Origin of the sequence: Nocardioides sp. zg-DK7169 (assembly GCF_013155365.1) — a bacterium.
Classification (GTDB): domain Bacteria; phylum Actinomycetota; class Actinomycetes; order Propionibacteriales; family Nocardioidaceae; genus Nocardioides.
The window spans coordinates 62,406-86,147 of the sequence record NZ_JABJRA010000002.1 but is presented as its reverse complement, the minus strand read 5'-3'; the positions used below and the strand labels follow the sequence as shown (position 1 = coordinate 86,147).

26 protein-coding genes and 1 tRNA gene are annotated in these 23,742 nt (G+C 73.9%); 6 read left to right on the top strand and 21 right to left on the bottom strand.

What is annotated here, in order from left to right:
- Window positions 1–116 precede the first annotated feature (116 nt).
- The 3 genes from HOQ23_RS03015 to HOQ23_RS03005 all read right to left on the bottom strand — a co-directional run bounded on the left by HOQ23_RS03015 (window position 117) and on the right by HOQ23_RS03005 (window position 3,309).
- Entirely contained in the window at window positions 117–1,316 is a 1,200-nt protein-coding gene (locus HOQ23_RS03015; RefSeq protein ID WP_367650347.1) for a lipid-transfer protein, read from the bottom strand.
- Window positions 1,313–1,774 (bottom strand): Zn-ribbon domain-containing OB-fold protein, encoded by a 462-nt coding sequence (locus HOQ23_RS03010; protein WP_172211758.1) that lies wholly within the window; start codon window positions 1,772–1,774, stop codon window positions 1,313–1,315. The genes HOQ23_RS03015 and HOQ23_RS03010 overlap by 4 nt, the downstream gene beginning before the upstream one ends.
- Before the next feature lie 143 nt (window positions 1,775–1,917).
- Complete coding sequence (locus tag HOQ23_RS03005; protein ID WP_172211756.1) at window positions 1,918–3,309, bottom strand: cystathionine beta-synthase; 1,392 nt, start codon at window positions 3,307–3,309, stop codon at window positions 1,918–1,920.
- Between the two features lie 80 nt (window positions 3,310–3,389).
- Between HOQ23_RS03005 and HOQ23_RS03000 the strand changes: the two genes are divergently transcribed.
- The gene (locus HOQ23_RS03000; protein WP_172211754.1) at window positions 3,390–4,439 is read left to right on the top strand and encodes a GDSL-type esterase/lipase family protein; all 1,050 of its coding nucleotides are present in this window, start codon (window positions 3,390–3,392) and stop codon (window positions 4,437–4,439) included.
- 69 nt (window positions 4,440–4,508) lie between these two features.
- On the opposite strand, the gene HOQ23_RS02995 is transcribed toward HOQ23_RS03000, so the two are convergent.
- Window positions 4,509–5,354, bottom strand: a complete 846-nt coding sequence (locus HOQ23_RS02995; protein WP_172211752.1) for a Bax inhibitor-1/YccA family protein — start codon at window positions 5,352–5,354, stop codon at window positions 4,509–4,511.
- A 181-nt stretch (window positions 5,355–5,535) separates the two neighbouring features.
- Here HOQ23_RS02995 and HOQ23_RS02990 point away from each other — a divergent pair, with 181 nt between their 5' ends.
- Complete coding sequence (locus HOQ23_RS02990; protein WP_172211750.1) at window positions 5,536–7,659, top strand: acyltransferase family protein; 2,124 nt, start codon at window positions 5,536–5,538, stop codon at window positions 7,657–7,659.
- Between the two features lie 44 nt (window positions 7,660–7,703).
- On the opposite strand, the gene HOQ23_RS02985 is transcribed toward HOQ23_RS02990, so the two are convergent.
- The 11 genes from HOQ23_RS02985 to eno form a co-directional block, all read right to left on the bottom strand.
- Window positions 7,704–7,780 (bottom strand) — tRNA-Leu (locus HOQ23_RS02985).
- 39 nt (window positions 7,781–7,819) lie between these two features.
- Window positions 7,820–8,398 (bottom strand): peptide deformylase, encoded by a 579-nt coding sequence (def, locus tag HOQ23_RS02980; RefSeq protein WP_367650346.1) that lies wholly within the window; start codon window positions 8,396–8,398, stop codon window positions 7,820–7,822.
- Window positions 8,395–8,922 (bottom strand): glycine cleavage system protein R, encoded by a 528-nt coding sequence (locus HOQ23_RS02975; RefSeq protein WP_367650345.1) that lies wholly within the window; start codon window positions 8,920–8,922, stop codon window positions 8,395–8,397. Before HOQ23_RS02975 ends, def begins: the two co-directional genes overlap by 4 nt.
- Window positions 8,919–9,806: a uracil-DNA glycosylase gene (locus tag HOQ23_RS02970; protein ID WP_172211617.1), complete on the bottom strand. Its 888-nt coding sequence runs from the start codon at window positions 9,804–9,806 to the stop codon at window positions 8,919–8,921. The genes HOQ23_RS02975 and HOQ23_RS02970 overlap by 4 nt, the downstream gene beginning before the upstream one ends.
- A gap of 37 nt (window positions 9,807–9,843) precedes the next feature.
- Window positions 9,844–10,176, bottom strand: coding sequence for a hypothetical protein (locus tag HOQ23_RS02965; protein WP_253945130.1), 333 nt, complete (start codon window positions 10,174–10,176; stop codon window positions 9,844–9,846).
- 68 nt (window positions 10,177–10,244) lie between these two features.
- Complete coding sequence (locus HOQ23_RS02960; protein WP_172211748.1) at window positions 10,245–10,562, bottom strand: DUF3618 domain-containing protein; 318 nt, start codon at window positions 10,560–10,562, stop codon at window positions 10,245–10,247.
- Complete coding sequence (locus HOQ23_RS02955; RefSeq protein WP_367650344.1) at window positions 10,559–10,915, bottom strand: phage holin family protein; 357 nt, start codon at window positions 10,913–10,915, stop codon at window positions 10,559–10,561. The genes HOQ23_RS02960 and HOQ23_RS02955 overlap by 4 nt, the downstream gene beginning before the upstream one ends.
- A gap of 106 nt (window positions 10,916–11,021) precedes the next feature.
- Window positions 11,022–11,948 (bottom strand): Ppx/GppA phosphatase family protein, encoded by a 927-nt coding sequence (locus HOQ23_RS02950; protein WP_172211744.1) that lies wholly within the window; start codon window positions 11,946–11,948, stop codon window positions 11,022–11,024.
- A complete protein-coding gene (locus tag HOQ23_RS02945) occupies window positions 11,941–12,480 on the bottom strand; it encodes a DUF501 domain-containing protein (RefSeq protein WP_172211742.1) in 540 nt (179 codons plus the stop codon). Before HOQ23_RS02945 ends, HOQ23_RS02950 begins: the two co-directional genes overlap by 8 nt.
- Window positions 12,477–13,094, bottom strand: a complete 618-nt coding sequence (locus HOQ23_RS02940; protein WP_172211740.1) for a septum formation initiator family protein — start codon at window positions 13,092–13,094, stop codon at window positions 12,477–12,479. The genes HOQ23_RS02945 and HOQ23_RS02940 overlap by 4 nt, the downstream gene beginning before the upstream one ends.
- Window positions 13,095–13,122: 28 nt before the next feature.
- A complete protein-coding gene (eno, locus tag HOQ23_RS02935; RefSeq protein WP_172211738.1) occupies window positions 13,123–14,400 on the bottom strand; it encodes a phosphopyruvate hydratase in 1,278 nt (425 codons plus the stop codon).
- A gap of 182 nt (window positions 14,401–14,582) precedes the next feature.
- Here eno and HOQ23_RS02930 point away from each other — a divergent pair, with 182 nt between their 5' ends.
- The 4 genes from HOQ23_RS02930 to HOQ23_RS02915 all read left to right on the top strand — a co-directional run bounded on the left by HOQ23_RS02930 (window position 14,583) and on the right by HOQ23_RS02915 (window position 18,761).
- On the top strand, window positions 14,583–15,020 hold the full coding sequence (locus tag HOQ23_RS02930) for a CoA-binding protein (protein ID WP_172211736.1): 438 nt from the start codon (window positions 14,583–14,585) through the stop codon (window positions 15,018–15,020).
- Window positions 15,021–15,094: 74 nt separating this feature from the next.
- The gene (locus HOQ23_RS02925; protein WP_172211734.1) at window positions 15,095–15,616 is read left to right on the top strand and encodes a 2Fe-2S iron-sulfur cluster-binding protein; all 522 of its coding nucleotides are present in this window, start codon (window positions 15,095–15,097) and stop codon (window positions 15,614–15,616) included.
- Complete coding sequence (locus tag HOQ23_RS02920) at window positions 15,613–16,626, top strand: xanthine dehydrogenase family protein subunit M (protein WP_172211732.1); 1,014 nt, start codon at window positions 15,613–15,615, stop codon at window positions 16,624–16,626. Before HOQ23_RS02925 ends, HOQ23_RS02920 begins: the two co-directional genes overlap by 4 nt.
- Window positions 16,623–18,761, top strand: coding sequence for a xanthine dehydrogenase family protein molybdopterin-binding subunit (locus HOQ23_RS02915; RefSeq protein WP_253945129.1), 2,139 nt, complete (start codon window positions 16,623–16,625; stop codon window positions 18,759–18,761). The genes HOQ23_RS02920 and HOQ23_RS02915 overlap by 4 nt, the downstream gene beginning before the upstream one ends.
- On the opposite strand, the gene HOQ23_RS02910 is transcribed toward HOQ23_RS02915, so the two are convergent.
- The 6 genes from HOQ23_RS02910 to HOQ23_RS02885 form a co-directional block, all read right to left on the bottom strand.
- Window positions 18,721–19,914, bottom strand: a complete 1,194-nt coding sequence (locus HOQ23_RS02910) for a heparan-alpha-glucosaminide N-acetyltransferase domain-containing protein (RefSeq protein ID WP_172211730.1) — start codon at window positions 19,912–19,914, stop codon at window positions 18,721–18,723. The genes HOQ23_RS02915 and HOQ23_RS02910 overlap by 41 nt on opposite strands.
- A 10-nt stretch (window positions 19,915–19,924) precedes the next feature.
- On the bottom strand, window positions 19,925–20,449 hold the full coding sequence (gene purE / locus HOQ23_RS02905; RefSeq protein WP_172211728.1) for a 5-(carboxyamino)imidazole ribonucleotide mutase: 525 nt from the start codon (window positions 20,447–20,449) through the stop codon (window positions 19,925–19,927).
- 5 nt (window positions 20,450–20,454) lie between these two features.
- Window positions 20,455–21,615 carry a 5-(carboxyamino)imidazole ribonucleotide synthase gene (locus HOQ23_RS02900; protein WP_172211726.1) on the bottom strand — a complete coding sequence of 387 codons (1,161 nt, stop codon included), beginning with the start codon at window positions 21,613–21,615 and terminating at the stop codon, window positions 20,455–20,457.
- A 10-nt stretch (window positions 21,616–21,625) separates the two neighbouring features.
- On the bottom strand, window positions 21,626–21,952 hold the full coding sequence (locus tag HOQ23_RS02895; RefSeq protein WP_172211724.1) for a winged helix-turn-helix domain-containing protein: 327 nt from the start codon (window positions 21,950–21,952) through the stop codon (window positions 21,626–21,628).
- A gap of 85 nt (window positions 21,953–22,037) precedes the next feature.
- A complete protein-coding gene (locus tag HOQ23_RS02890) occupies window positions 22,038–23,027 on the bottom strand; it encodes an adenylate/guanylate cyclase domain-containing protein (protein WP_172211722.1) in 990 nt (329 codons plus the stop codon).
- Complete coding sequence (locus tag HOQ23_RS02885) at window positions 23,014–23,520, bottom strand: PH domain-containing protein (RefSeq protein WP_172211720.1); 507 nt, start codon at window positions 23,518–23,520, stop codon at window positions 23,014–23,016. The genes HOQ23_RS02890 and HOQ23_RS02885 overlap by 14 nt, the downstream gene beginning before the upstream one ends.
- Between the last annotated feature and the right edge of the window lie 222 nt (window positions 23,521–23,742).

Sequence of the window (23,742 nt, the reverse complement as noted above, 5' to 3'; positions counted from 1 at the left end):
GGCGCCAATGGCGCGCCAATCCGCGATTCGGACGTCAGAACTCTCGACTCGGCCATGAAAGGTCTCGACTCGACCGTCAGAAGTCTCGACTCAACCGGACCGCGGGAGGCACGCCGTCAGCGGCTGAGGATCACCGAGGAGCCGTGGCCGAAGAGGCCCTGGTTGGCGGTGATGCCGACCCGGGCGCCCTCGACCTGGCGGCCCTCGGCCTGGCCGCGCAGCTGCCAGGTGAGCTCGCAGACCTGCGCCAGCGCCTGCGCCGGGACCGCCTCGCCGAAGCAGGCGAGCCCGCCGGAGGGGTTGACCGGGATCCGGCCGCCGATGGTGGTCTCACCCGCGCGCAGCAGCTGCTCGGCCTCGCCGCGCTTGCACAGCCCGAGGTCCTCCATCCAGTCCAGCTCGAGGGCGGTCGAGAGGTCGTAGACCTCCGCGACGTCGACGTCCTCGGGGCCGAGCCCGGCCTCCTCGTAGGCGGCGTGGGCGATCGACTCCTTGAAGGTCCGTTCACCCTCGCCGGTCGCCGCGCTGGAGTCGGTCGACAGGTTCGGCATGTCCATGACCGTGTGGGGGAAGGTCGGCGTCACCGTCGAGACCGCCCGCACGTGCACCCCGTCGGTGAGGCCGTGGCGGCGCGCGTAGTCGGCGCTGACCAGCACCACGGCGGCCGCGCCGTCGGAGGTCGCGCAGATGTCGAGCAGGTGCAGCGGGTCGGAGACGACCGCGCTGGACAGCACGTCCTCCACGCTGACCGCCTTGCGGTAGCGGGCGTAGGGGTTCTCCAGGCCGTGGCGGGCGTTCTTGACCTTGACCTGCGCGAAGTCGGCCGGCGTCGCGCCGTAGAGGTCGATGCGCCGGCGCGCGTAGAGCGCGAAGTACGCCGGGTTGGTCATCCCGAGGAGCCGGAAGCGCAGCCAGTCGGGGTCGTCCCAGCGCTCGCCGGCGTTGGGGGCGAGGAACCCCTTCGGGGTGGTGTCGGCGCCGACGACGAGCGCGACCTCGCAGAGCCCGGCGAGGATCCGGGTGCGGGCGGTGTCGAGCGCCTGGGCGCCCGTCGCGCACGCGGCGTACGACGTGGCGACGCGGGCGCCGTTCCAGCCGAGCGCCTGGGCGAAGGTCGCGCCGGCGACGTAGCCGGCGTAGCCGTTGCGGACGGTCTCGCCGCCGACGACCAGGTCGACGTCGGTCCACGGGACGCCGGCGTCGGCGAGCGCCGCGCGGGCGGCGTGCACGCCGTAGGTCACGAAGTTGCGGCCCCACTTGCCCCAGGGGTGCATGCCCACCCCGGCGACGGTGACGGTGTTGGTCTCGGTGCTCACTGGTCGGCCTCCTCGCCCAGCTCGGTGACCGGCTTCCAGCGCCACACGGTGCGCGCGCCCGTCTCGTCGGTGTGCAGCGTCTCGACGACCAGCTCGGCCTCGGCACCCACGGCGAGGTCGTCCACGCCGTAGCCCTCGGCCACCTGGCCCAGGACCGTCAGCCCCTCGGGCAGCTCGACCGCGGCGAGCGCGAAGGGGACGAACGGGTCGCTCGGCGCGATGTACGGCGCCGGCGGCTGGTACTGCGCGTCGGTGTAGGACCAGATCCGCCCGCGCCTCGACAGCTCGGCGGTCTCGAAGACCTCACCGTCGCACGCGGGGTTGCGGCAGTAGCCCTCGTTGCCCGGGACGGGCGGGAAGTAGACGGTGGTGCAGGCGGTGCACCGCGATCCGAGCAGCGACGGCTGCTCGCCGGTGGTGAACCACCCCTCGATGATCGGCGTGGACGACGACGTCATGGGACCCCTCAGCCTCGAAGAACTGCTACCGGTCCGGCGATGATGGCACGCGTACGCCGTCGCGTGTGACCGCCGTCCCACTGGGTCGAGGGGACCCGTCCCGGGCCAGACCGACGTCGGGCCCGGGGGCGCGTCGGACCGGGTCAGCCCCGGGCGAGGTAGGTGAGCAGGTCGTGGCGGGTGACCACGCCGATCGGCTTGCCGTCCTCGTGGACCAGGACGGCGTCGCCGGCCTCCAGCAGGCGTACGGCGGCCTCGGCCGGCTCGGTCGAGCCGATCGTGGGCAGCGGCTCCGACATGTGCTCGTCGACGCGGTCGGTGAGGCGGGCGTGCCCGGCGAAGAGCGCCTCGAGCAGGTCGCGCTCGGAGACCGAGCCGGCCACCTCGGCGGCCACGATCGGGGGCTCGGCGCGCACGACCGGCATCTGGGAGACGCCGTACTCCTGGAGGATCTGCACCGCCTCGGCGATGGTCTCGCCGGGGTGGGTGTGCACCAGGTCGGGCAGCCGGCCGTCCTTGCCGCGCAGCACGTCGCCGACCGACTGGGCCGACGGCTTCTCCGAGGTCGGGAAGCCGTACTGGCCGAGCCACTCGTCGTTGAAGATCTTGGTGAGGTAGCCGCGCCCGGAGTCGGGCAGCAGCACCACGATCACGGCGTCCTCGTTGCCCTGCTCGGCCAGCTCGTGGGCCAGCTGCGCGGCGGCGTACGCGGCCATGCCGGAGGAGCCGCCGACCAGCAGCGCCTCCTCGCGGGCCAGGCGGCGGGTGAAGGCGAAGGAGTCGGCGTCGGAGACCTCGATGACCCGGTCGGCGACCCCGCGGTCGTAGGTGTCGGGCCAGAAGTCCTCGCCGACGCCCTCCACGAGGTAGGGGCGACCGGAGCCGCCGGAGTAGACCGAGCCCTCCGGGTCCGCGCCGATCACCTGGATCTCGGGGTTCTGCTCCTTGAGGTAGCGACCGACGCCGCTGATCGTGCCGCCGGTGCCCATGCCGGTCACGAAGTGCGTGATGCGACCGTCGGTCTGCTTCCAGATCTCCGGCCCGGTGGTCTCGTAGTGCGAGCGCGGGTTGTTCGGGTTGGAGTACTGGTCGGGCTTCCACGCCCCGGGCTGGGAGGCCAGCCGGTCGGAGACGCTGTAGTAGGAGTCCGGGTGCTCGGGGTCCACCGCGGTCGGGCAGACCACGACCTCGGCGCCGTAGGCCTTGAGCACGTTGCGCTTGTCCTCGCTGACCTTGTCCGGGCACACGAAGATGCAGTGGTAGCCCTTCTCCTGGGCCGCCATCGCCAGCCCGACGCCGGTGTTGCCGGACGTCGGCTCGACGATGGTGCCGCCCGGCTGGAGCGCCCCGGAGGCCTCGGCCGCCTCGATCATCCGGGTGGCGATCCGGTCCTTCACCGACCCGCCCGGGTTGAGGTACTCCACCTTGGCCAGCACGAGCGGTCCCGGACGGTCGGCGAGGCCGTCCAGCGTCCGGCGCAGGCGCAGCAGCGGGGTGTTGCCAATCAGGTCCAGGAGAGAGTCGACGTACTGCATCCGGCCAATCTAGGGCGGCCACCCGCAGGTTGGGCAAACCCTGCCCACGACTCACCGGTCACCCTCCGTAGACTCGACTCGTGGGAAAGGCAGCCGCAGCACGCAAGCTCGCCTCCGCTGCCGCCTACGGCGGTGGCGGCCTGACCATGCTCGGCGGGACGCTGTACGGCGTGCTGACCGCCGAGGCCAAGCTGGCGCGCAAGGCCATCGGCCCGATCAGCGAGGACCCGCCCCCGGACCCCACCGGCTGGTACGGCCGCGGCCGCCCCGGACCCGCGATCAAGCTGGTCGTCCTCGGTGACTCCAGCGCCGCCGGGTACGGCGTGGACCGGGTCGAGGACACCCCCGGCGCGGTGCTGGCCAGCGGCGTCGCCGAGCACGCCGACCGCCGGGTCTACCTGCGCGACCTGGCCGTCATCGGGGCCAAGTCCTCCGACCTCGCCGAACAGGTCGACAAGGCGCTGCCGATCCAGCCCGACGTCGCCGCGATCCTCATCGGCGGCAACGACGTCACCCACACCGTGATGCCGTCCGCGTCGGTGCGCCACCTCCAGGAGGCGGTACGCCGCCTGCGCGAGGCCGGCACCGAGGTCGTGGTCGGCACCTGCCCGGACCTGGGCACCATCAAGCCGATCGCTCCTCCGCTCAAGCAGATCGCGCGCGCCTGGTCGCGACGTCTCGCCGCCGGCCAGACGATCGCGGCGATCGAGGAGGGCGGGCGCACCGTCTCGCTGGGCTCGATCCTGGGCCCGGAGTTCGCGGCCGCGCCGGCACTGCTCTTCGGCCCGGACCGGTTCCACCCCTCGGCCCACGGCTACCGCGCCGCGGCCGGGATCCTGCTGCCCTCGATCCTCGCCGCCGTCGGCGTCATCCCCGACGAGGAGGAGCGCATCGAGTCGATGCGCGGCGAGGCGATCATGCCGATCAGCAAGGCGGCCGTGAAGGCGGTCAACAACCCCGGCACCGAGCTCGACGGCACCGAGGTCGGCGGCCACCGCCTCGGCATGCGCGGGCTGTGGGTGGAGATGCGCCACCGCCGCCGTCGCGCCCAAACCAGCAGCGAGGGCCCCGAGCACGCCGAGCCCGAGGACGCCCCCGCGTCCGGCGAGCCCACGCCGGCCGGCTCCTGACGCAGACGCACGAGGGCCCCGGGAGCATCGCTCCCGGGGCCCTCGTCGTCCGCGCCGAGGCGCGCAGGCTCAGTCCTGGCTGAAGATCGCCAGGATGCGCAGCAGGTTGGTGTAGATCCAGACCAGGCTGACGGTCATCGCGAACGCGGCACGCCACGACTCACGCGCCGGCAGGCCGTTGGCGATGCCCTGCTCGACGAAGTCGAAGTCCATGATCAGCATGAACACACCGAGCACCAGGCCGACGACGGCGAACAGCAGGCCGATGCCGCCGAAGCCGTACATGCCGAAGCTGTTGCCGAACATGCCCAGCACCAGCTCGAGCACGCTCAGGCCGATCATGCCGAAGACGGCAGCGGTGACGAACGTGCGGAACTTGTTGCCGACCTTGATGTTGAGGACCTTGTACGCCGCCAGTGTGCCGGCGAACGCCGCGAAGGTGCCGAGGACCGCCTGGGTGACGATGCCGCCGCCGAACTGCGCGTCGAAGAGCTTGCTCAGACCGCCAAGGGCCACGCCCTCGAGGGCACAGAAGGCGAGCACCAGTGCGGGGCTGATGACGCGCTTGAAGGAGTTGACCATCGACAGCGCGAAGGCGCCGAGGCTGCCGACCGCCACTGCCGCAAACAGCGGGCCGAGGTCCGCCGTGGCGTCGGCGACGTCCGGGGTGAGCCACCAGGTCAGGGCGGCGAAGACGACCACCATGCCGAGCGACATGCCGGTCTTCTGCACGACGGTGTCGATCGTCATCCGGTCAGCCGACGTCGGGGCCGGCGCGTAGCCGAAGCCCTCGTCCTGGCCCGGCGTTCCGGTCCCCCAGCTCGAGGGGTCTGCGTAGGTCTGGTTGCCGTAAGCGTTCGCGCCGGGGCGGTTGAACTCCTCCGACCGACGGAACACCGGGTTGTTGCTCTGCATTCGGGGTCTCTCCTTGGAGGCCTGCGTTGATGACCGCCGCCCTGACGGTCATGGGGTCAGCCTAGTGACCTCGTGGTGTGCAACGCACGGGACGCGTGAGACGTTCCCGCCCGGGCGCGCGGATCGCGGGCCTGGGCTCGCACGTTGGTAATGTCGCGGCGCCCCCAGACCCAGGAGACCGATGACCCAGCCACGCCCGGAGGTCGGCGCGCGCTCGCCGTTCCGTGCGGACGTGCAGGGCCTGCGAGCCATCGCCGTGCTGACAGTGATCGCCGGGCACGCCGGGCTGGCCCAGCTGCCCGGCGGGTTCGTCGGCGTCGACGTCTTCTTCGTGATCTCGGGCTTCCTGATCACCCAGCTGCTGCTGCGCGAGGTCGCCCGCGACGGGAAGGTCTCGCTGCGCGGCTTCTACGCCCGGCGCGCCCGGCGCATCCTGCCGGCGGCCACCTTCGTCACGCTGGTCACGCTGCTCGCCTCGACCTGGTGGCTCAGCGCGCTCGACGCCCTCGAGGTGGTGCGCGACGCGGTCTGGGCGACGCTGTTCGCCGCCAACATCCGCTTCGCCGCCGTCGGCACCGACTACTTCGCGCGCGACCAGCTGCCCTCTCCGCTCCAGCACTACTGGTCGCTGGCGGTCGAGGAGCAGTTCTACCTCGTCTGGCCGCTGGTGCTCCTCGGCTGCGTGCTGCTCGCGCGCCGGCTCGCCCGGCGCGCCGTGGTCCCGGTCGCCGAGCGCACCCTGCGGGTGGTGGTCGTGGTGCTCGCGCTGCTCACCGCCGCCTCCTTCGCGTACGGCGTGTGGCGCACCGAGGTCGACCCCACCGCGGCGTACTTCTCCACCCCGGCACGGGCCTGGGAGCTCGGGATCGGCGCCCTCGCGGTGCCACTGGCGCCGCTGGTCGCCGCCCGGATGCCCGCGACCGCGCGCGGCCTGCTCTCCGTCACCGGGCTCGGGTTCATCGTGGCGGCCTGCCTGCGCTACGACGAGACCTCGCCGTTCCCGGGCACCGCGGCCCTGCTGCCGGTCCTCGGCGCGGTGCTGGTGCTGGTCGCCGGTGCGGGCGGACACGACCGCGAGCCGTTCCCGATCCGCTGGCTGGGCGTGCGCCCGATGCGGGTCGTCGGCGACTGGTCCTACTCCCTCTACCTGTGGCACTGGCCGCTGCTGGTGCTGCCCGTCGGCCACCTGGGCCGCGACCTCGACCCCTGGGAGGTCGGGGCCGCGGTGGCCGCCACGTTCGTGCTGTCCGCGCTGACCTACCGCCTCGTCGAGACGCCGTTCCGGCGGGCGCGCAGCCTGCGGGTCAACCGCGCGCTCGTGCTCTACCCGGTCTCGGTCGGGCTGGTCGCGGCCAGCGCGTTCGGCGCCCAGAGCTATGCCGAGTGGCGCACCGGTGAGCACGGCGACGACCCCGCCGTGACGGTGGCCGAGCTCGGGAGCGAGGTCGACGACCTCGACCCCACCGTCGCGCTGGTGAAGGCCTCGGTGCTCGCCGCCCGGGAGGCACAGGCGGTGCCCAGCGACCTGACCCCCGACCTGATCGACATCCGCGAGGACCGGGCTTCGCTCGGCCGGTGCAGCTACGAGACCGACAGCCTCCTCCTCTGCCCGCGCGGCACCACCGAGACCCCGGAGCAGACCGTGGTCGTGCTCGGCAACTCCCACGGGCGGATGTGGGTGCCCGCCTTCGAGCGGATCGCGCGCGAGCACGACCTGCGCACCTACTACCTGGTCAAGGTCGGCTGCCCCGCCGCGCTGGTCACCGTCGGCACCGAGGCGGAGTACGCCGGCTGCACGACCTTCCGCGAGTGGGCCCTCGAGCAGATCGCCGAGCTGGAGCCCGACCTGGTCGTGGTCGCCACCAACGTCTCCGAGAGCCTGCTCGACGACGGCGCCCCGGTCGAGGACCCCGCGCAGCGCGACCGACTGGTGCGCGACGGCTTCGACGAGCTGTTCGACCGCCTCGCCCCGATCGCCGGGCGCACCGTGCTGCTGCGCGACGTGCCCGAGCTCGACGAGTCCCCCGAGGTCTGCCTCAGCACCGGGCGGCCCCACCTCGGCGACTGCCTGCTCAGCCCCACCTCGGACGCCACCCGGATGGCCGACATCTCGGTCGCCTCCGCCGAGGAGCACCGGGTCCCCGTCGTGGACCCCACGCCGTGGCTGTGCTGGGACGGCTCGTGCCCCGCCGTGATCGGCTCCACGATCCCCTACCGCGACACCGGCCACCTCACCACCGAGTACGCCGCCGCCCTCACCGAGGACCTCGAGCAGGCCCTGACCCCCTGGCTGCGCACGCGCTGACGGCGGGCCGATGGCTGTCGGAACGGCTGTCCCGCCGCGGAACCTGGTGCCCCCGGTGGGACTCGAACCCACACTGCGCCGCTTTTAAGGCGGCTTCCTCTGCCGATTGGGATACGGGGGCGAGGCGGGCGGCCGCCCGGTGGCGACCGCTCCTCCGGGACTACAGGTAGGTCTTGCGGGGGTGGATGGCGTGGGCGCCGGCGACCCGATCGAGGAACACGAACCCGGCGCAGTGGTCGAGCTCGTGCTGCAGGCAGCGCGCCTCGAAGGCGTTCGCCGAGAACGTGACCTCCTCGCCGGTGCCGGGCAGCTGGCCGCGCACGACCAGCCGCGAGGCGCGCTTCACGTCGCCGGTGAAGTCCGGGACGCTCATGCAGCCCTCGCGGGCCTTCTCGTTGCGGCTGGACTCCACGACCTCGGCGTTGCACAGCACGAAGGTGCCGTGGTGCTCACGGGTCTTGGGGTGCGCGGAGACGTCGACGCAGAAGACCCGGGCCGCCACGCCGACCTGCTGGGCGGCGAGGCCGACGCAGCCGGGGCTGACCCGCATCGTCGCGACCAGGTCCGCGGCGAGCTGCACGGTCTCGGGCGCGGTCGGGTCGACCTCGGCTCCGGGGGTGGACAGCACCGGGTCGGGCACGCGCACGACCTCCAGGACCCGTCCCTCGACACCCAGCTCGTCCTCGGTCCAGGCCGCCAGCCGCTCGCTCGGCGCGGCCGGGGTGGGGGTGCCGCTCACAGCTCGTCGGCCTCCGCGGGACGCAGGGTGGCCCCGACGCCGAGGGCGGTCGCCGCCGTACGGATCGCGGTCTCGAGGGCGTCGAGGTCGGTGCCGGCCGGCACGTCGAACTCCGCCACGAGCAGGTAGAGGCTGCCGGACAGGCGCGTGCTGAGGTCGGTGATGTTGCCGCCCAGCGCGGCGACCTCGGAGACGACGCCCGAGACGATGCCGGGGCGGTCGCCGCCGTGCACGGTGAGCACCCACGACGTGCCCGCCGCCGCGGGGGCGGTCTCCTCGGGGACCTCGCGCACGGTCACCGTGAGCGTGCCGTCGGTCGTGAGCGGGGCGAGGGCCGACTCGATCGCGGCGCCCTCGACGCCGCCGGAGCAGACCAGCATCATCGCGAAGTGCCCGCGCAGCAGGGTCATCGTGGAGTCCTCGAGGTTGAGGCCCAGGCCGGCCAGCTGGCCGGTGGTCTCCGCGATGATGCCGGGGCGGTCGTGGCCCAGGACGGTGACGGCGTACAGGGTGGGAGTGCTCACCGCGGCATTGTCGCAGCCTCCTGCTTCGCCCTGCCGAGCACCTCGTCGAGCATCGCCCCGGTCAACCTGCCGGTGAAGGTGTTGTGCTGGCTGGGGTGGTAGCTGCCGAGCAGCAGGACGTCGTGGCGCCCCCGCTCGGCGCTGCCGGGCAAGAGCACCTCGGCGCCGTGCCCGAAGCGCGGCCGTGGCCGCGGGACCTCCCACCCCGCGCCGCCGAACGCGCTCAGCGTCGCTGCCCACCCGACGGCCCCGAGGGTCACCGCGACCCGCACGGTGCCGGCGAGGAGGTCGAGCTCGGCGTCGAGCCACGAGGAGCAGGTGGCCCGCTCCTGCGGGGTCGGCCGGTTCTGCGGGGGCGCACAGCGCACGGTGGCCACCATCCGGGTGTCGCGCAGCGCCTGGCCGTCGGCGGCATCGACGCTGGTGGCCTGCGCCGCGAGGCCGACCCGGTGCAGGCTCGCGAACAGCCAGTCCCCCGAGCGGTCGCCGGTGAAGATCCGCCCGGTCCGGTTGCCGCCCTGGGCGGCCGGAGCCAGCCCGACGATCATGATCCGTGCGTCCGCCGGACCCCAGCCGGGGATCGGGCGCCCCCAGTACGGCTCCGCGGCGTACGACGCGCGCTTGTGCTCCGCGACGTCCTCGCGCCACCGCACCAGCCGCGGGCAGGCACGGCAGACGCTGACCCGGGCGTCGAGCTCGCCGAGGGCGGCCTCGGTGGACGCGGCCTCCCCGTCGAGCAGCTCGGTGGCAAGACGACGAACCCCGGCCGCGGAGGTCGCGGCCGGGGTCTCGGCGGTGGCGGGGTCACCGGGCCAGCCGGTCCCGGGAGGGACCGGGGAGGCGAACGGCTGCCCGGTGGCCGGGTGCGGGAGCACCTCGGTCACCGGCGACCGCCCGTGGCCGGCGCCGTCCGCACCCTGCTCACGGCGCGGGCGGCACCGAGGGCTGACCCGGGGTGGGGGTCTGGCTGTTCGCGCTGCTCGGGCTGGCCTGGCTGCTCGGGCTGCTCTGGCCGCGGACCTTGTCGGCCGCGGCGTGCGCCGCCCCCTCGGCCTTCTCCTTCGCGACATCGGCGGCAGCGGCCGCCTGGGTCGTGACGACGTCCTGGGCCTGGTGCGCGGCCTGCTGCACCCGCGGGTTCCCGCTCACCTTCCGCGCCTGGGCCATGATCTGCTCGTAGCGCTCACGGCCCGCACGGGCGCCGAGGACGTAACCGGCGCCGCCTGCCACCAGCAGGGAAAGCTTCTTCAGCATCAAGGATCTCCTTCGAGTGTGTCGACATGGAACGGACAGTCGGGGGTCGTCCCGGCCGGGACGACGGGTCAGCGCGACCGGCGCCAGCGCAGCACGAGCAGGCCGGCCACCGCGACCACGCCGGCCACGAGCGCGCCCACGAGCTCGGGGCGCAGCGACCCGTCGGCGGTGGTCATCGCGCCCGTCATCCGGGTCTTGACGTCGAGGCGGGCCTGGAGCTCCTCGACGGTGACGGCGAGCTCCTCGCGCTGGCGCGCGACGTCGGCGGCCAGCGCGTCCGGGGTCTCCGGCGAGGCCGGCGCGTCCTTCGAGGAGCTGCCGGCCGCGGTGGCGCCCGAGCCGCCGGGGCTGTCCGGGCCGGTGGGGACGGGGCGGTCGCCGCTCATGAGTGGCCTCCCTTGAGCGTGGCGACGTCCTGCTTGACGCCGGCGACGGCGCGCTCCGGGGCCGCGGGGGTCGCCTGCTTGACCTCACGCCGCCCGACGACCGCCGCGACCGCGGCGATCACGAAGAGCACGCCGGCGACGATGAGCGCCGACGCCCAGGCCGGGAGCACCAGGGCCAGGAGGAGGATCAGGCCGGCGATCAGGGCGCCCAGCCCGTACAGCGCGATCAGACCGGCCGCACCGAAGGCTCCCAGGCCGAGCCCCGCCCGCTTGCCCTTCTCGGTCAGCTCGGCCTGCGCGAGGCGCAGCTCGCTGCGGATGAGTTGCGGAACCTGCTCTGTCAGCCGGTGCACCAGGGCACCCAGAGGCTCCTCGGAACTGCTCGGGGTGTGGTCGGTCATGGCCGACCGGTGCCCGTCGTGCCCCCGGCGCAAACTCTCGCCAGGTGTCGCGCGGGGCTCAGCGAAGCAGGATCGACCGCGCGATGCCGTCGAGGATGTCGGCCTCGGAGACCACGAGCTCGGTCACCGAGGTGCGCCGCAGCACGCAGGAGAGCACCAGCGCGCCGGCGTCGATGACGTCCGCACGGCCCGGGTGCATCCACGGCAGCGCGAGCCGCTCGGCGACGCTCATCGCCACCAGCCGGTCGACCATCGCGTGGACCTCCGCGACCGGGAGCCGCGCCTGGTCGATCGCGTCGCGGTCGTAGCGCTCCAGCCCGAGCACGCCCGCGGCGATGGTGATGACGGTCCCGGCGACGCCGACCACGGTGGCGGCCTCCCCCGTCGGCACCGGGCACTCGTCGAGGTGCGCCTCGATGTCGGCGACGCATGCGGTGATCTCCGCGCTCGTGGGCGGGTCCGAGCGCAGGTGCCGCTCGTGCTGGCGCACCGAGCCGATGTCCATCGAGTGCCCGTAGCGCGGGCGCTCCTCACCGAGGATCAGTTCGGTCGACCCGCCGCCGATGTCGACGACCAGCACCGGCGGGACCGGCGGCGTGGCCAGTCCCCCGACCGCCCCGGCGAAGGACAGCGCGGCCTCCTCGGGACCGGTGAGGACCTCCGGGTCCACCCCGAGCCGGTCCCGCACCCCGGCCGCGAACACGTCGGCGTTGGCGGAGTCCCGGGTCGCGGAGGTGGCGCAGAAGCGGATGTTCTCGACCGGCACGCCGTGGGCGGCGACCAGCGCGGCGTACTCGTCGAGCGCCGCCCAGGCGCGCTCGAGAGCCTCGTCGGAGAGCCGGCCGGTGGCGTCGACGCCCTGGCCCAGGCGCACCATCCGCACCTCGCGGACCAGCGGACCGGTCGCGTCGCTGATCAGCAGCTTGATGGTGTTGGTGCCGCAGTCGACCGCCGCGGTCGGACGGCCGTGGAGGCGCTCAGTCATCAGCGGCGGCATCGGTGCCGGCGTCGGTGCTGGCCCCGGTGGCGCAGCCGCCGCCGACGCACGGGCCGGCGGCCCACCACTCGCCGAGGCGGTCGAGCACCTCGTCACCGAGCGGGTTCACCCCGCGCCCCATCGCGAGCGACTGCCCGGCGAGCACGTGCAGGCACTTGACGCGGTCGGGCATCCCGCCGGCGGAGATGCCCTCGATCTCGGGCACGGTGCCCAAGGTGGCGCGGAACTCCAGGTAGCGCTCGTGCGCCGCGCGGTACGCCGCCGCCAGCTCGGGGTCGCTCGCGAGGCGGTCCTGCATCTCCTTCATCACCCCGGAGCCCTCGAGGGTGCCGATCCGCGAGGCCGCCCGCGGGCAGGTGAGGTAGAAGGTGGTCGGGAACGGCGTGCCGTTGGGCAGCCGCGGCTCGGTGGTCACCACGTCGGGGTTGCCGCACGGGCACCGGTGACCGATCGCGTGGATCCCGCGCGGCTCCCGGCCGAGCTGCTCGGCGATGGCGTCGCGATCTGCGGGGTCGATCACTGCTGGGGGTTCTCCTTCTGGGGCTGCTCGCCGTCGTGCGAGCCGTCGATCTCCGCGGACGGCGGGGTGCCGTTGCGCGGGGGGTGGCCGGCGGCCTCGACCGAGCCCCAGGCGCCGGTCCACCAGGCCTCCGGCGTCGTGGGGGCGCTGCGGTCGGGGTCGCCCAGGGTCGACTGGGGCTCCACCGGGTCGCCGTGCTCGTCGAGCACGATGTAGGGGATCTCGCCGGGCTTCACGTATCCCAGCCGCTCGCGCGCCTCCCGCTCGACGTACGCCGGGTCCTCCCAGCGCCGCTTCTCGCGCTCGAGGTCGTCGATGGCGGCCTGGCGCTCGTCGATCTTGGCCTGGAGGTCCTGCAGGTGAGTCCGCTGGTCGAGGTAGGCGCGCAGCGAGGAGGCGAAGGAGGTCGCGAGCACCGCGAGCACCAGGACCAGCACCGCGGTGCGCCCGGTCAGCCGCGAGCGCGGGCCGGAGGAGCCACCCGCCGCCGACCGGTCCGGCTGCCCCGGCGTCCGGGCACGCCCGGACCCGGACGCGGTGCGTCCGGGTCCGGTGCGCCCGCGGGAGCTGCCGGTGGCGGCTCCCCTGCGGGTGCGTCGGCGATCGTCGGCCACGGGTGGCTTTCCTGTCGGTCGGGTGGGCTCAGCCCTGGTAGCGCGGGAAGGCGCCGGCGCCGGCGTAGCGCGCGGCGTCGCCCAGCTGCTCCTCGATGCGCAGCAGCTGGTTGTACTTCGCGACCCGCTCCGAGCGCGCCGGGGCGCCGGTCTTGATCTGGCCGCAGTTGGTCGCGACGGCGAGGTCGGCGATCGTGGTGTCCTCGGTCTCGCCCGAGCGGTGGCTCATCATCGAGCGGTAGCCGTTGCGGTGCGCGAGCTCGACGGAGTCGAGGGTCTCGGTCAGCGAGCCGATCTGGTTGACCTTCACCAGCAGCGCGTTGGCCTGGCCGCCGGTGATGCCCCGCTGGAGGCGCTCGACGTTGGTGACGAACAGGTCGTCGCCGACCAGCTGGGTCTTCGAGCCGAGCTGGTCGGTGATCGCCTTCCAGCCGTCCCAGTCCTCCTCGTCCAGCGGGTCCTCGATCGAGACGATCGGGTACGCCGCGACGAGGTCGGCGTAGTAGGCCGTCATCTCCTCGGCGCTCTTCTGCGCACCCTCGAAGGTGTAGCGGCCGTTCTCGCAGAACTCGGTGGCGGCGACGTCGAGCGCCAGGGCGATGTCGCTGCCCAGCTTGAGGCCGGTGGACTCGATCGCCTCGGCGATCAGGTCCAGCGCGGCGCGGTTCGAGGCGAGCTCGGGGGCGAAGCCGCCCTCGTCGCCGACGCCGGTGGCCAGGCCGCGCTTCTTCAGCACCGACTTGAGCGCGTGGTAGACCTCCGCGCCGGAGCGCAGCGCCTCGCTGAAGGTCGGCAGGCCGATCGGGGCGATCATGAACTCCTGGATGTCGACGTTGGTGTCCGCGTGGGCACCGCCGTTGAGGATGTTCATCATCGGGACCGGGAGCAGGTGGGCGTTGGGGCCGCCGACGTAGCGGAACAGCGGCAGGCCGGCGGACTCCGAGGCCGCACGGGCCACGGCCAGCGAGACGCCGAGGATCGCGTTGGCGCCGAGGGCGCCCTTGTTGGGCGTCGCGTCGAGGTCGAGCATCGCCTGGTCGACGAGGCGCTGGTCGTCGGCGTCGAGGCCCTCGACCGCGGGACCGATCTGCTGCACCACGGCGTCGACGGCCTTCAGCACGCCCTTGCCGAGGTAGCGGTCCCCGCCGTCGCGCAGCTCGACGGCCTCGAACGCGCCGGTCGAGGCGCCGCTCGGGACGGCAGCGCGGCCGAACGCACCGTCGTCGAGGAGGACCTCGACCTCGACGGTGGGGTTGCCGCGCGAGTCGAGGATCTCGCGGGCGCCGACAGCTTCGATGGATGCCAAGGTGCTGCTCCTGGTGAGGTTGCCTGAGGATGGTCGCCGGAACCGGGCCGGGCGGCCTGGCTCGACAGGGTCAGGTTCGACCGAATGCGCTGCCCAGCCTAGTCGGGCAGACCCTCCGATCTGCGCAGGCCGCGCCCCGGCGGGACTCCGCGATGAGGGTCCTCGTGGCTATCGTGACGCCCATGACCTCCACGAGCCCCCAGCCGCCCGGCGCCCCGGCCTGGCAGGACCGCGAGACGCTCCGCTTCCTGCTCGAGGACTGCACCACCTGGGCCGTGGTCGGCCTGTCCGGCGACACCACGCGCACGGCGTACCAGATCGCGGCGCAGCTGCAGGCCCGCGGCAAGCGCATCGTGCCCATCCACCCCAGTGCGCCGACCGTCCTGGGCGAGCAGGGGTACGCCTCCCTGGTCGACGTCCCGTTCCCGATCGACGTGGTCGACGTGTTCCGCCGCTCCGAGGCCGCCGGCCAGTTCGCCGACGAGGCGGTCAAGGTGGGTGCCCGGGGCGTGTGGTTCCAGCTCGGCGTGATCGACCTCGACGCCTTCGAGCGCACCACCGAGGCCGGGGTCCCGATGGTGATGGACACCTGCCCGGCGATCGAGTGGCGCCGGCCCTGACCCCGGCCTGACCCCGGCCTCACTGGGCGGCCCGCGATGGGTTGGCCCTCGGGCGGACGGGTACCGGCGCCGCCATGGATGCCGAGCTCACGCTGACAGTCGACGGACGACGGCGCACCGTCACCGTGGACACCCGCACGACCCTGCTGGACGCGTTGCGCGAACGTCTCGACGTGACCTCCCCCAAGAAGGGGTGCGACCACGGCCAGTGCGGCACCTGCACGGTGCTGCTCGACGGCCGGCGCCACCTCACCTGCCTCGCGCTCGCGGTCGCCCACGACGGCGCCGAGATCGTGACGGCGGCGGGCCTCGGCGAGGACGGCGCCCTGCACCCGGTGCAGCAGGCCTTCCTCGACCACGACGGCCTCCAGTGCGGCTACTGCACCCCCGGCCAGGTCTGCTCGGCCGTCGGCGCGCTCGACGAGGCGGCGCGCGGCTGCCCGAGCCACGTGACCCCCGACCTCGGCGAGGACGTCGAGGCGCGGACCCTCAGCGACGAGGAGATCCGGGAGCGGATGAGCGGCAACCTGTGCCGCTGCGGCGCGTACGCCGGGATCCTCGCCGCGGTCCGCGAGAGCGCGGAGGCCCAGGCATGAGGGAGCTGACCTACCTGCGTCCCGACGACGCCGCCGCGGCCGTGGCCGCGGTGAGCGGCGACCCGGAGGCCCGCTTCCTGGCCGGCGGCACCAACCTCGTCGACCACCTCAAGCTCGGGGTCGCCCGCCCCGGCACCCTGGTCGACGTCAGCCGGCTGCCGATGGACGCCGTCGAGGAGGTCGGCGACCTTCCCGGGCCGCTCGGCACCGGGCTGCGGATCGGCGCCAACGTCCGCAACAGCGACCTCGCCGCGGACCGGCGGGTGCGCGAGCGGTTCCCCGTCGTCGCCCGGGCCCTGCTGTCCGGGGCGTCGGGCCAGATCCGCAACCAGGCCACCACCGGCGGCAACCTGCTCCAGCGCACCCGCTGCGTGTACTTCCAGGACGTCACCACGCCGTGCAACAAGCGCGAGCCCGGCACCGGGTGCTCCGCGCGCGGCGGGCATGCCCGCTACAACGCGGTGCTCGGGGCCAGCGAGGAGTGCGTCACCGTGCACCCCTCCGACCTCGCGGTGGCGCTGGCCGCGGTGGACGCCACCGTCGTGGTCCTCGGCCCCGACGGGGAGCGTCGCGTCCCCGTGGCCGACCTGCACCGGCTGCCCGGGGACCGCCCGCAGGACGACACCACGCTGCGCCACGGGGAGCTGATCACCGCCGTGGAGCTGCCCGACTCCCCCGGCGCCCGGCGCTCGGGCTATTACAAGGCGCGCGACCGCGCGTCGTACGCCTTCGCGCTGGTCTCCGTCGCCGCCGCCCTGGACCTCGCCGAGGACGGCACCGTGCGCGAGGCCCGCATCGCGTGGGGCGGCGTCGCCCACAAGCCGTGGCGCGCCACCCGCGCCGAGGAGGAGCTGCGCGGCCGGGTCCCCGACGAGGAGGCGGTGCGTGCCGCCGTCCGTGTCGAGCTCGAGGCAGCCGAGACCGACGACCAGACCGCCTACAAGACCACGCTGGTGGAGGGCGCGACCGTGCTCGTCCTCGACCGGCTGCGCCAGGGAGGCCCCCGATGAGCCCGCAGACCCCGCAGGTCGAGGTCGACCCCGTCCGCGTCGTGCCCTCGGAGATGGGCCGCTCCCTCGAGCGCGCCGACGGGGTGGAGAAGGTCACCGGACGCGCGAGGTATGCGATCGAGCAGGCCCCGAGCGACGCGCTGCACGCCTGGCTGGTGACCAGCACGGTCGCCCGCGGCCGGGTGACCGCCGTCGACCACTCCCAGGCACTCGCCCACCCCGGGGTGGTGGCGGTGCTCGACCACACGACCGCGCCGCGCCTGGAGGAGTCCGACAACGCCGAGCTGGTGATCCTCCAGGACGCCGAGGTCGGCTACCGGGGCCAGATCGTGGCGCTGGTCCTCGCCGAGACCTCCGAGGCAGCACGGGAGGGGGCCGCGCTGGTCGGCGTCACCTACGCCGAGCGCCCTCACGAGGCGGAGCTGCGCGAGGACAACGCCGTGCACCGCCCCGAGTCGGTCAACCCCGACCTCCCGACCGACACCGAGGAGGGCGACGTCGACGCGGCGCTCGCGGCCGCCGAGGTGGTGGTCGAGGAGACCTACCGCACCGCCTACGAGTCCAACAACCCGCTCGAGCCGCACGCCGTGGTGGCGCGCTGGGAGCCCGACGCGGAGGGCCCGGTGCTGACCCTGCACGACTCCACCCAGGGCGTGCACGGCGTGGCCACGGCCCTCGCCCCGCTGCTCGGCCTCGAGCCGGAGCAGGTGCGCGTCACGGCGTCGTACGTCGGGGGCGGGTTCGGCAGCAAGGGCGAGCCGCACAGCCACGAGGTCGCGGCGGCCCTGGCCGCCCGCGCGGTGCCGGGACGCTGGGTACGCCTCGCGGTGACCCGCCAGCAGATGTTCGCGATGACCGGCTACCGCACCGCCACCATCTCCAAGATCCGCCTGGGCGCCCACGCCGACGGCGTCCTGACCGCGATCGAGCACCACGCGCTCGAGCAGACCTCCCGGATCCGCGAGTACGCCGAGCAGACCGCCACCCCCACCCGGATGATGTACGCCGCGCCGCACCGGCGCACCACCCACCGCCTCGCGCGCCTCGACGTCACCGTCCCGTCCTGGATGCGCGCGCCCGGCGAGATGCCGGGCATGTTCGCCCACGAGGTGGCGATGGACGACCTCGCGATCGCCGCCGGGGTGGACCCCGTGGAGCTGCGGCTGCGCAACGAGCCGGAGACCGACCCCGAGACCGGGCTGCCCTGGAACGACCGGCGGCTGGTGGAGTGCCTCGAGCGCGGGGCCGAGGGGTTCGGCTGGAGCGAGCGGCCCTCCGAGGCCGGGGCCCGCCTGGACGGCGAGTGGTGGGTCGGCACCGGCGTCGCCTCCGCGACGTACCCGATGATGCGCCAGCCGGGGAACCAGGCGCGGATCACGGCGCTGCCCGACGGGTGCTACGCGGTCTCGATCGGCGCGGTCGACATCGGCACCGGTGCCCGCACGGTGCTGGCCCAGATCGCCGCCGACGCGCTCGGCTGCCCGGTGACGACGATCGACCTGGAGATCGCCGACACGACGCTGCCGAGCGCGACCGTCGCCGGCGGCTCCTCGGGGACCAGCTCGTGGGGCACCGCGATCGTCGCCGCCGCGCAGCAGTTCCGCGCCGACCACGGGCCCTCCCCCGACCCCGGCGTGAGCACGACGGCGTCCGCCGCGGAGCACCGCGCCGCGCAGACCCACGCCATGCACTCCTTCGGCGCGGTGTTCGCCGAGGCCCGGGTGCACCGGCTCACCGGCGAGGTGCGGGTCCCCCGGCTGCACGGCGTCTACTCGGTCGGCCGGGTGATCAACCCGCGCACCGCCCGCTCCCAGCTGCTCGGCGGCCTGGTCATGGGGCTCTCCGCGGCGCTGCTCGAGGAGTCGTGGCGCGACCCGCGGTTCGGCCACTTCGTCACCCAGGACCTCGCGACCTACCACGTGGCCACCCATGCCGACGTCCAGGACCTGCGGGCGGACTGGCTGGAGGAGGACGACCAGCTGGCCACCCCGATGGGCTCGCGTGGCATCGGCGAGATCGGGATCGTCGGCACCTCCGCGGCGGTCCTCAACGCCGTGCGCCACGCCGTCGGGATCCCGCTGCGTCAGATCCCGGTCACCCCCGACCAGCTGGTCGGGGCGCTCCCGGGCTCCTGACCCGCTCGCCGGCCGGCGCGGACAGGCGGCCCACCAGCCGCTCCAGGGGTCCGCGCCGGCCCGCCGCGACGTACGCCGCACCGATCCCGAGCAGCACCAGCGCGTGCCAGTGGAAGGACCCCTCGTCCGGCGGCCACAGCGCCTCGGTGCGCAGCACGATGTGCAGGGCGTAGAGGCTCAGCGTCATCGTGCCGGCCCCGGCGAGCACCCGCAGCGCGATCGTGGCGGTCTCCGGGAGCAGGGCGACGACGAGCAGGCACAGCCCGATCACCGCGGCGGCGCTGCCGCCGGCCTGGGCCAGGTCGAACGGCGTCGCACTGTGCGGCGCCACCACCAGCAGCCACTGCCAGGCACCCTCGGTCGGGGTGGTGCCGCCCATCCCGGTCGCGACGGCGTCGAGCACCTCGGGGCCGCTGGTCTCCCAGCGCCCGTCCAGCAGCGCCTCGACCACGTCGGCCCGGGCGGTCAGCGCCCGCGAGAGCAGGGTCGCCCCCACCGCGAGCGCGAGGCCGCCGGCCGCCAGCGCGACGCCGACGGCGCGGCTCCTCAGGTCGGTGCGCCCGATCGCCATCCCGAGCAGCAGCAGCGCCAGCCACGCGAACGCCGGGTAGTAGCCGGTAAACAGCAGCTCGGCGAGCAGCCTGCCCGGCTCGGCGAGCTGGGAGGGGTCCGGGCTCTCGTAGCCGCGGTCGGGCAGGTGCGGGCGCACCAGGTGCGACACGAGGGGCGCCACCACCGCCCACAGCGCCGCGAGCGCGAACAGGGCGGGGGCGCGCAGGGCGACGAAGGGCAGGCCGAGCAGGAACAGCACGCCGTAGTAGGTGAGGATCACCGCCAGCCCGGAGTCGGGCAGACCCAGCAGCAGGCCGAGGCCGGCCACCAGCAGGGCCCGCACGGCCAGCGAGGCGCAGCGCGCCCACCGCTCGCGCCCGACGTACGGCGTGGGCCCGCCGGTGGCCAGGGCGATCGTGACGCCGGCGAGCACCGCGAACAGCGCGGAGGCCCGTCCGCCGGCCAGCCACTGCGCAGCGCTCAGCGTGCCGTCGGGGTCGCGGGGCGCGACGACGTGGGTCGCCACCATGCCCAGCAGCGCCAGGCAGCGGGCGACGTCGAGCGCGACGAACCGGCCCGGTGGGGGCGCCGGCCCGCTCATCGCGCCGGTCTCAGAAGCCCGCGCGTCGCGGGGCGGCGGCGCCGCGCACGACCTCGCCCTTGCGGTGGGCGGCGGCCTTGAGCTCGGCCTGGAAGTCGACCATCCGCTGTTGCAGCACCGGGTCGGTCGCGGCCAGGATCCGCACCGCCAGCAGCCCGGCGTTGCGGGCGTTGCCGACGGCGACGGTCGCGACAGGGACGCCCGCGGGCATCTGCACGATCGAGAGCAGCGAGTCCATGCCGTCGAGGTGGGCCAGCGGCACCGGCACGCCGATCACCGGCAGCGGGGTGACCGCGGCCAGCATGCCGGGCAGGTGGGCCGCTCCCCCGGCGCCGGCGACGATCACCGAGAGCCCTCGACCGGCGGCCTGCTTGCCGTAGTCGATCATCTCCTCGGGCATCCGGTGCGCCGAGACGACGTCGGCCTCGAAGGCGATGTCGAACTCGGCCAGCGCCTCGCCGGCGGCCTGCATGACCGGCCAGTCGGAGTCGGAGCCCATCACGATGCCGACGCGCGGCTGCTGCTGCTCACTCATCAGGGTCACTCGCTCTCGTTGCCGAGGTCGCCGCGGAACCAGGCGGCGGCGTGCCGCGCCCGCTCCAGGCAGTCCTCGAGATCGTCGCCGTAGGCGTTGACGTGGCCGACCTTGCGCCCGGGGCGCAGGTCCTTGCCGTACAGGTGCACCCGCAGGCGCGGGTCGCGCGCCAGGGCGTGCGGGTAGCCGTCGAAGAGCCGCCCGACCTCGGCGTCGGGGCCGCCGAGGATGTTGACCATCACCGTCCAGCGGGCGCGAGGGGCGGGCGAGCCGAGGGGCAGGTCCAGCACCGCGCGCAGGTGGTTCTCGAACTGCGAGGTCACCGCGCCGTCCTGGGTCCAGTGCCCGGTGTTGTGCGGGCGCATCGCCAGCTCGTTGACCAGCACCCGGCCGTCGGTGGTCTCGAAGAGCTCCACCGCCAGCACGCCGGTCACGCCGAGCTCGCCGGCGATGCGCAGTGCGATCTCCTGGGCGTGCCCGGCCAGGTCGGGGTCGAGGTCGGGCGCCGGGGCGATCACCTCGTGGCAGATGCCGTCCTTCTGGGTGCTGGCCACGACGGGGTACGCCGCCGCCTGGCCGCTGGGCGAGCGGGCCACCAGCGCGGACAGCTCGCGGCGGAAGTCGACGAGCTCCTCGGCGAGCAGGCGCACGCCGGCCGCGGCCGCCGCCGCGAACGGCTCGGCGCAGTCCTCGGCGGAGCGCACGAACCACACGCCCTTGCCGTCGTACCCGCCGCGGGTGGTCTTGAGGACGCACGGCAGGCCGAACGCCTCGACGTCGGCGACGTCGGCGACGATCGCGTTGCGCGGGCACGGTACGCCGAGGGCTGCGAGCCGCTCGCGCATGACGCCCTTGTCCTGGGCGTGGACCAGCGCCTCCGGGCCGGGACGCACCGCGATGCCGTCGGCCTCGAGGGCGTGGAGGTGGTCGGTCGGCACGTGCTCGTGGTCGAAGGTGACCACCGCGCAGCCCTCGCTCACCCGGCGCAGGGTGTCCAGGTCGCGGTAGTCCCCCACGATCTGGTCGGGGATGACCTGCGCGGCGGAGACGCCGGGCGCCTCCGCGAGCAGGCGCAGCGGCAGGCCCAGCGCGATGGCCGGCTGGGCCATCATCCGCGCGAGCTGGCCGCCGCCGATGACGGCGAGGGTGGGGGCGGGCTCGGACACGGCCTGAACTCTAGGAGACGGGCCCCCGCGGGCTCGGCGCGCCCGTCTCGAAACGCAGACCCTGCCCGCGGACGGTGGTGATCAGGTGGGGGGCACGGCTGTCGTCGCCGAGCTTGCGGCGCACCCAGCCCAGGTGGACGTCGATGGTCTTCGAGGAGGTCCAGAACGTCGTGTCCCAGACGTCGTTCATGAGCCGCTCGCGGGTCACGATCTCCCCTGCCCGGGAGATGAGGGCCTCGAGCAGCTCGAACTCCTTGCGCGACAGGACGACCTCGGTCTCACCACGCCAGACCCGGCGGCTCTCCGGGTCGAGCCGGACGTCCTGCACCTCGTACACCCGCCCCACGGTAGGAGGACGTGTCGTCCGTCACGCGGGATTTGGGAGAAAGTGCCACTGGCAACTTCGTACCAGCGACCGAGGCTCAGCTGCGGCGCACCGAGACGGGCTCCACGAGGCCGAAGCCGCGCACCGGCCGGGCGGGGAGCCGACGGGTCTCGAACTGGTCGTCGGGCAGCAGTTCCGCGGTGCGCGCGTCGATGATGATGCGGTTGCGGCGGGCCACGGCGGTGAGCCGGGCGGCCATGTTGACCGGCGGGCCGAAGACGTCGCCGAGCCGCATGACGACCAGACCACTGGCCAGTCCGACGCGCACGTCGGGCATCCGCGGGTCGCGGCCGATCACGTTGATGATCCCGGCGGCGGTGTCGTAGGCGGCGATCGGATCGTCGTTCACGAACAGCACGGAGTCGCCGATGCTCTTGATCACCCGGCCGCGCTGGTTGGCGACGACGTCGGCGCAACGGGACTCGAAGAGCTCCACGAGGTCGCCGATGCGGTCCTCGCTGAGCTGGTTGGACAGCGCAGTGAAGCTGACGATGTCGGCGAAGCCCACGGTCAGCTGGGTGGTGTGCAGGTCCTCCTCGCGGGCGCTGAGCGCCTCCACCCGGGCGACCGACGCGGCGAGGTGGCGGCGCCAGACATAGATGAGCAGCTGCTCGAAGGGCCCGGAGAACTCCTCGAACATGCGAGTGGCCGCCTCGAGGCGGCCCTGCGGGGTGTCGTCCTCCTCGGCGATCACCTCCTCGACGCGGTGCAGCAGCGCGGTGGTCTCCCAGTCCGCGAGGCGCGACATGGTCTGGCCCACCGCACGGGTGACCGTGACCGCGAGGTCGAAGTCGATCAGCCCGGTCTTCACCATCGAGAAGATCTGGGAGACGGCGTCGGTGTCGGCCGGGGTGAAGGCGATGTCACCCCCGGTCTCGGGGAAGCCGAGGGCACGCCAGAGCCGGCGGGCCTGGTCGACCGTGACGCCGGTCTGGGCCGCCACGTCGGAGGCGGTGTAGGTCGGGGTCGCTCCCAGGATCGCGCGCTCGAGGTTCGCGGCCTGGGTGAGGGACTCAGATTCCTTCATGTCGGGAGGTGGCCTCCGTGGCCTGGTCGTGGAGCAGCTGGTGGACGCGACGCTTGGTGTCCTCGACGCGCGGGATGTCGGGCAGGACGACCCGGCCGTGGGTGCTGGCGTCGCTGATCACGAGCGTCCCGCAGCCGAGCAGCCGGTCGCTGAGGTGCAGCTCGATCTCGATGTCGCTGATCCGCGAGAGCGGGATGTCGTGGCCGCGGCGCACGAACACCCCGGTGCGGGTGATCAGCCGCCGGTCGGTGAAGGCGTAGGTGCCGGTCAGCCACTCCAGGAGCGGCCAGAGGAACCAGCGCGCCGCCGCCAGCGCGACCACGACCCAGGCGACCAGGGTCACGACCTCGTGGTCGACGAGCAGCTGCACCGCGAGTCCGAGGGCGAGCAGCACCACCAGCGCGAGCACCGGCACGAGCAGCGCCTTGGCGTGGGTGCGCGTCGACACCACGACGACCTCGCCGTCGTTGAGGAGCTTCGGATTGAGGGGCACGGCGAGATCATCCCATCCCCCGCCCCCGGCGTGTGACCCGAGACTCACTTCGCGGAAAGCGGGACCCCGGGGCGCGCGCAAAGCTCGCCGGCACTCGCTGCTCGACCATGCCGACGTGTGGCACGCCCAGCCGGCGCGTGTGGCGCTCGCCGTTCCGCACCAGGAGACGCGACCCAGCGTCGAGACACCCCGGCGGTGGCGATACCCGGGGCCCGGAAGTCC

Coding starts and splice junctions, on each gene's coding strand:
- HOQ23_RS02995 (WP_172211752.1), bottom strand. CDS start 5,354: ATGCAGAGCAACAACCCGGTGTTCCGTCGGTCGGAGGAGTTCAACCGC.
- HOQ23_RS02950 (WP_172211744.1), bottom strand. CDS start 11,948: ATGACTGAGCGCCTCCACGGCCGTCCGACCGCGGCGGTCGACTGCGGC.
- HOQ23_RS02915 (WP_253945129.1), top strand. CDS start 16,623: ATGAGCCCGCAGACCCCGCAGGTCGAGGTCGACCCCGTCCGCGTCGTG.
- HOQ23_RS02890 (WP_172211722.1), bottom strand. CDS start 23,027: ATGAAGGAATCTGAGTCCCTCACCCAGGCCGCGAACCTCGAGCGCGCG.
- HOQ23_RS02965 (WP_253945130.1), bottom strand. CDS start 10,176: ATGCTGAAGAAGCTTTCCCTGCTGGTGGCAGGCGGCGCCGGTTACGTC.
- HOQ23_RS02990 (WP_172211750.1), top strand. CDS start 5,536: ATGACCCAGCCACGCCCGGAGGTCGGCGCGCGCTCGCCGTTCCGTGCG.
- HOQ23_RS03005 (WP_172211756.1), bottom strand. CDS start 3,309: ATGCAGTACGTCGACTCTCTCCTGGACCTGATTGGCAACACCCCGCTG.
- HOQ23_RS02960 (WP_172211748.1), bottom strand. CDS start 10,562: ATGAGCGGCGACCGCCCCGTCCCCACCGGCCCGGACAGCCCCGGCGGC.
- HOQ23_RS03010 (WP_172211758.1), bottom strand. CDS start 1,774: ATGACGTCGTCGTCCACGCCGATCATCGAGGGGTGGTTCACCACCGGC.
- HOQ23_RS02930 (WP_172211736.1), top strand. CDS start 14,583: ATGACCTCCACGAGCCCCCAGCCGCCCGGCGCCCCGGCCTGGCAGGAC.
- HOQ23_RS02925 (WP_172211734.1), top strand. CDS start 15,095: ATGGATGCCGAGCTCACGCTGACAGTCGACGGACGACGGCGCACCGTC.
- HOQ23_RS02910 (WP_172211730.1), bottom strand. CDS start 19,914: ATGAGCGGGCCGGCGCCCCCACCGGGCCGGTTCGTCGCGCTCGACGTC.
- HOQ23_RS02920 (WP_172211732.1), top strand. CDS start 15,613: ATGAGGGAGCTGACCTACCTGCGTCCCGACGACGCCGCCGCGGCCGTG.
- purE (WP_172211728.1), bottom strand. CDS start 20,449: ATGAGTGAGCAGCAGCAGCCGCGCGTCGGCATCGTGATGGGCTCCGAC.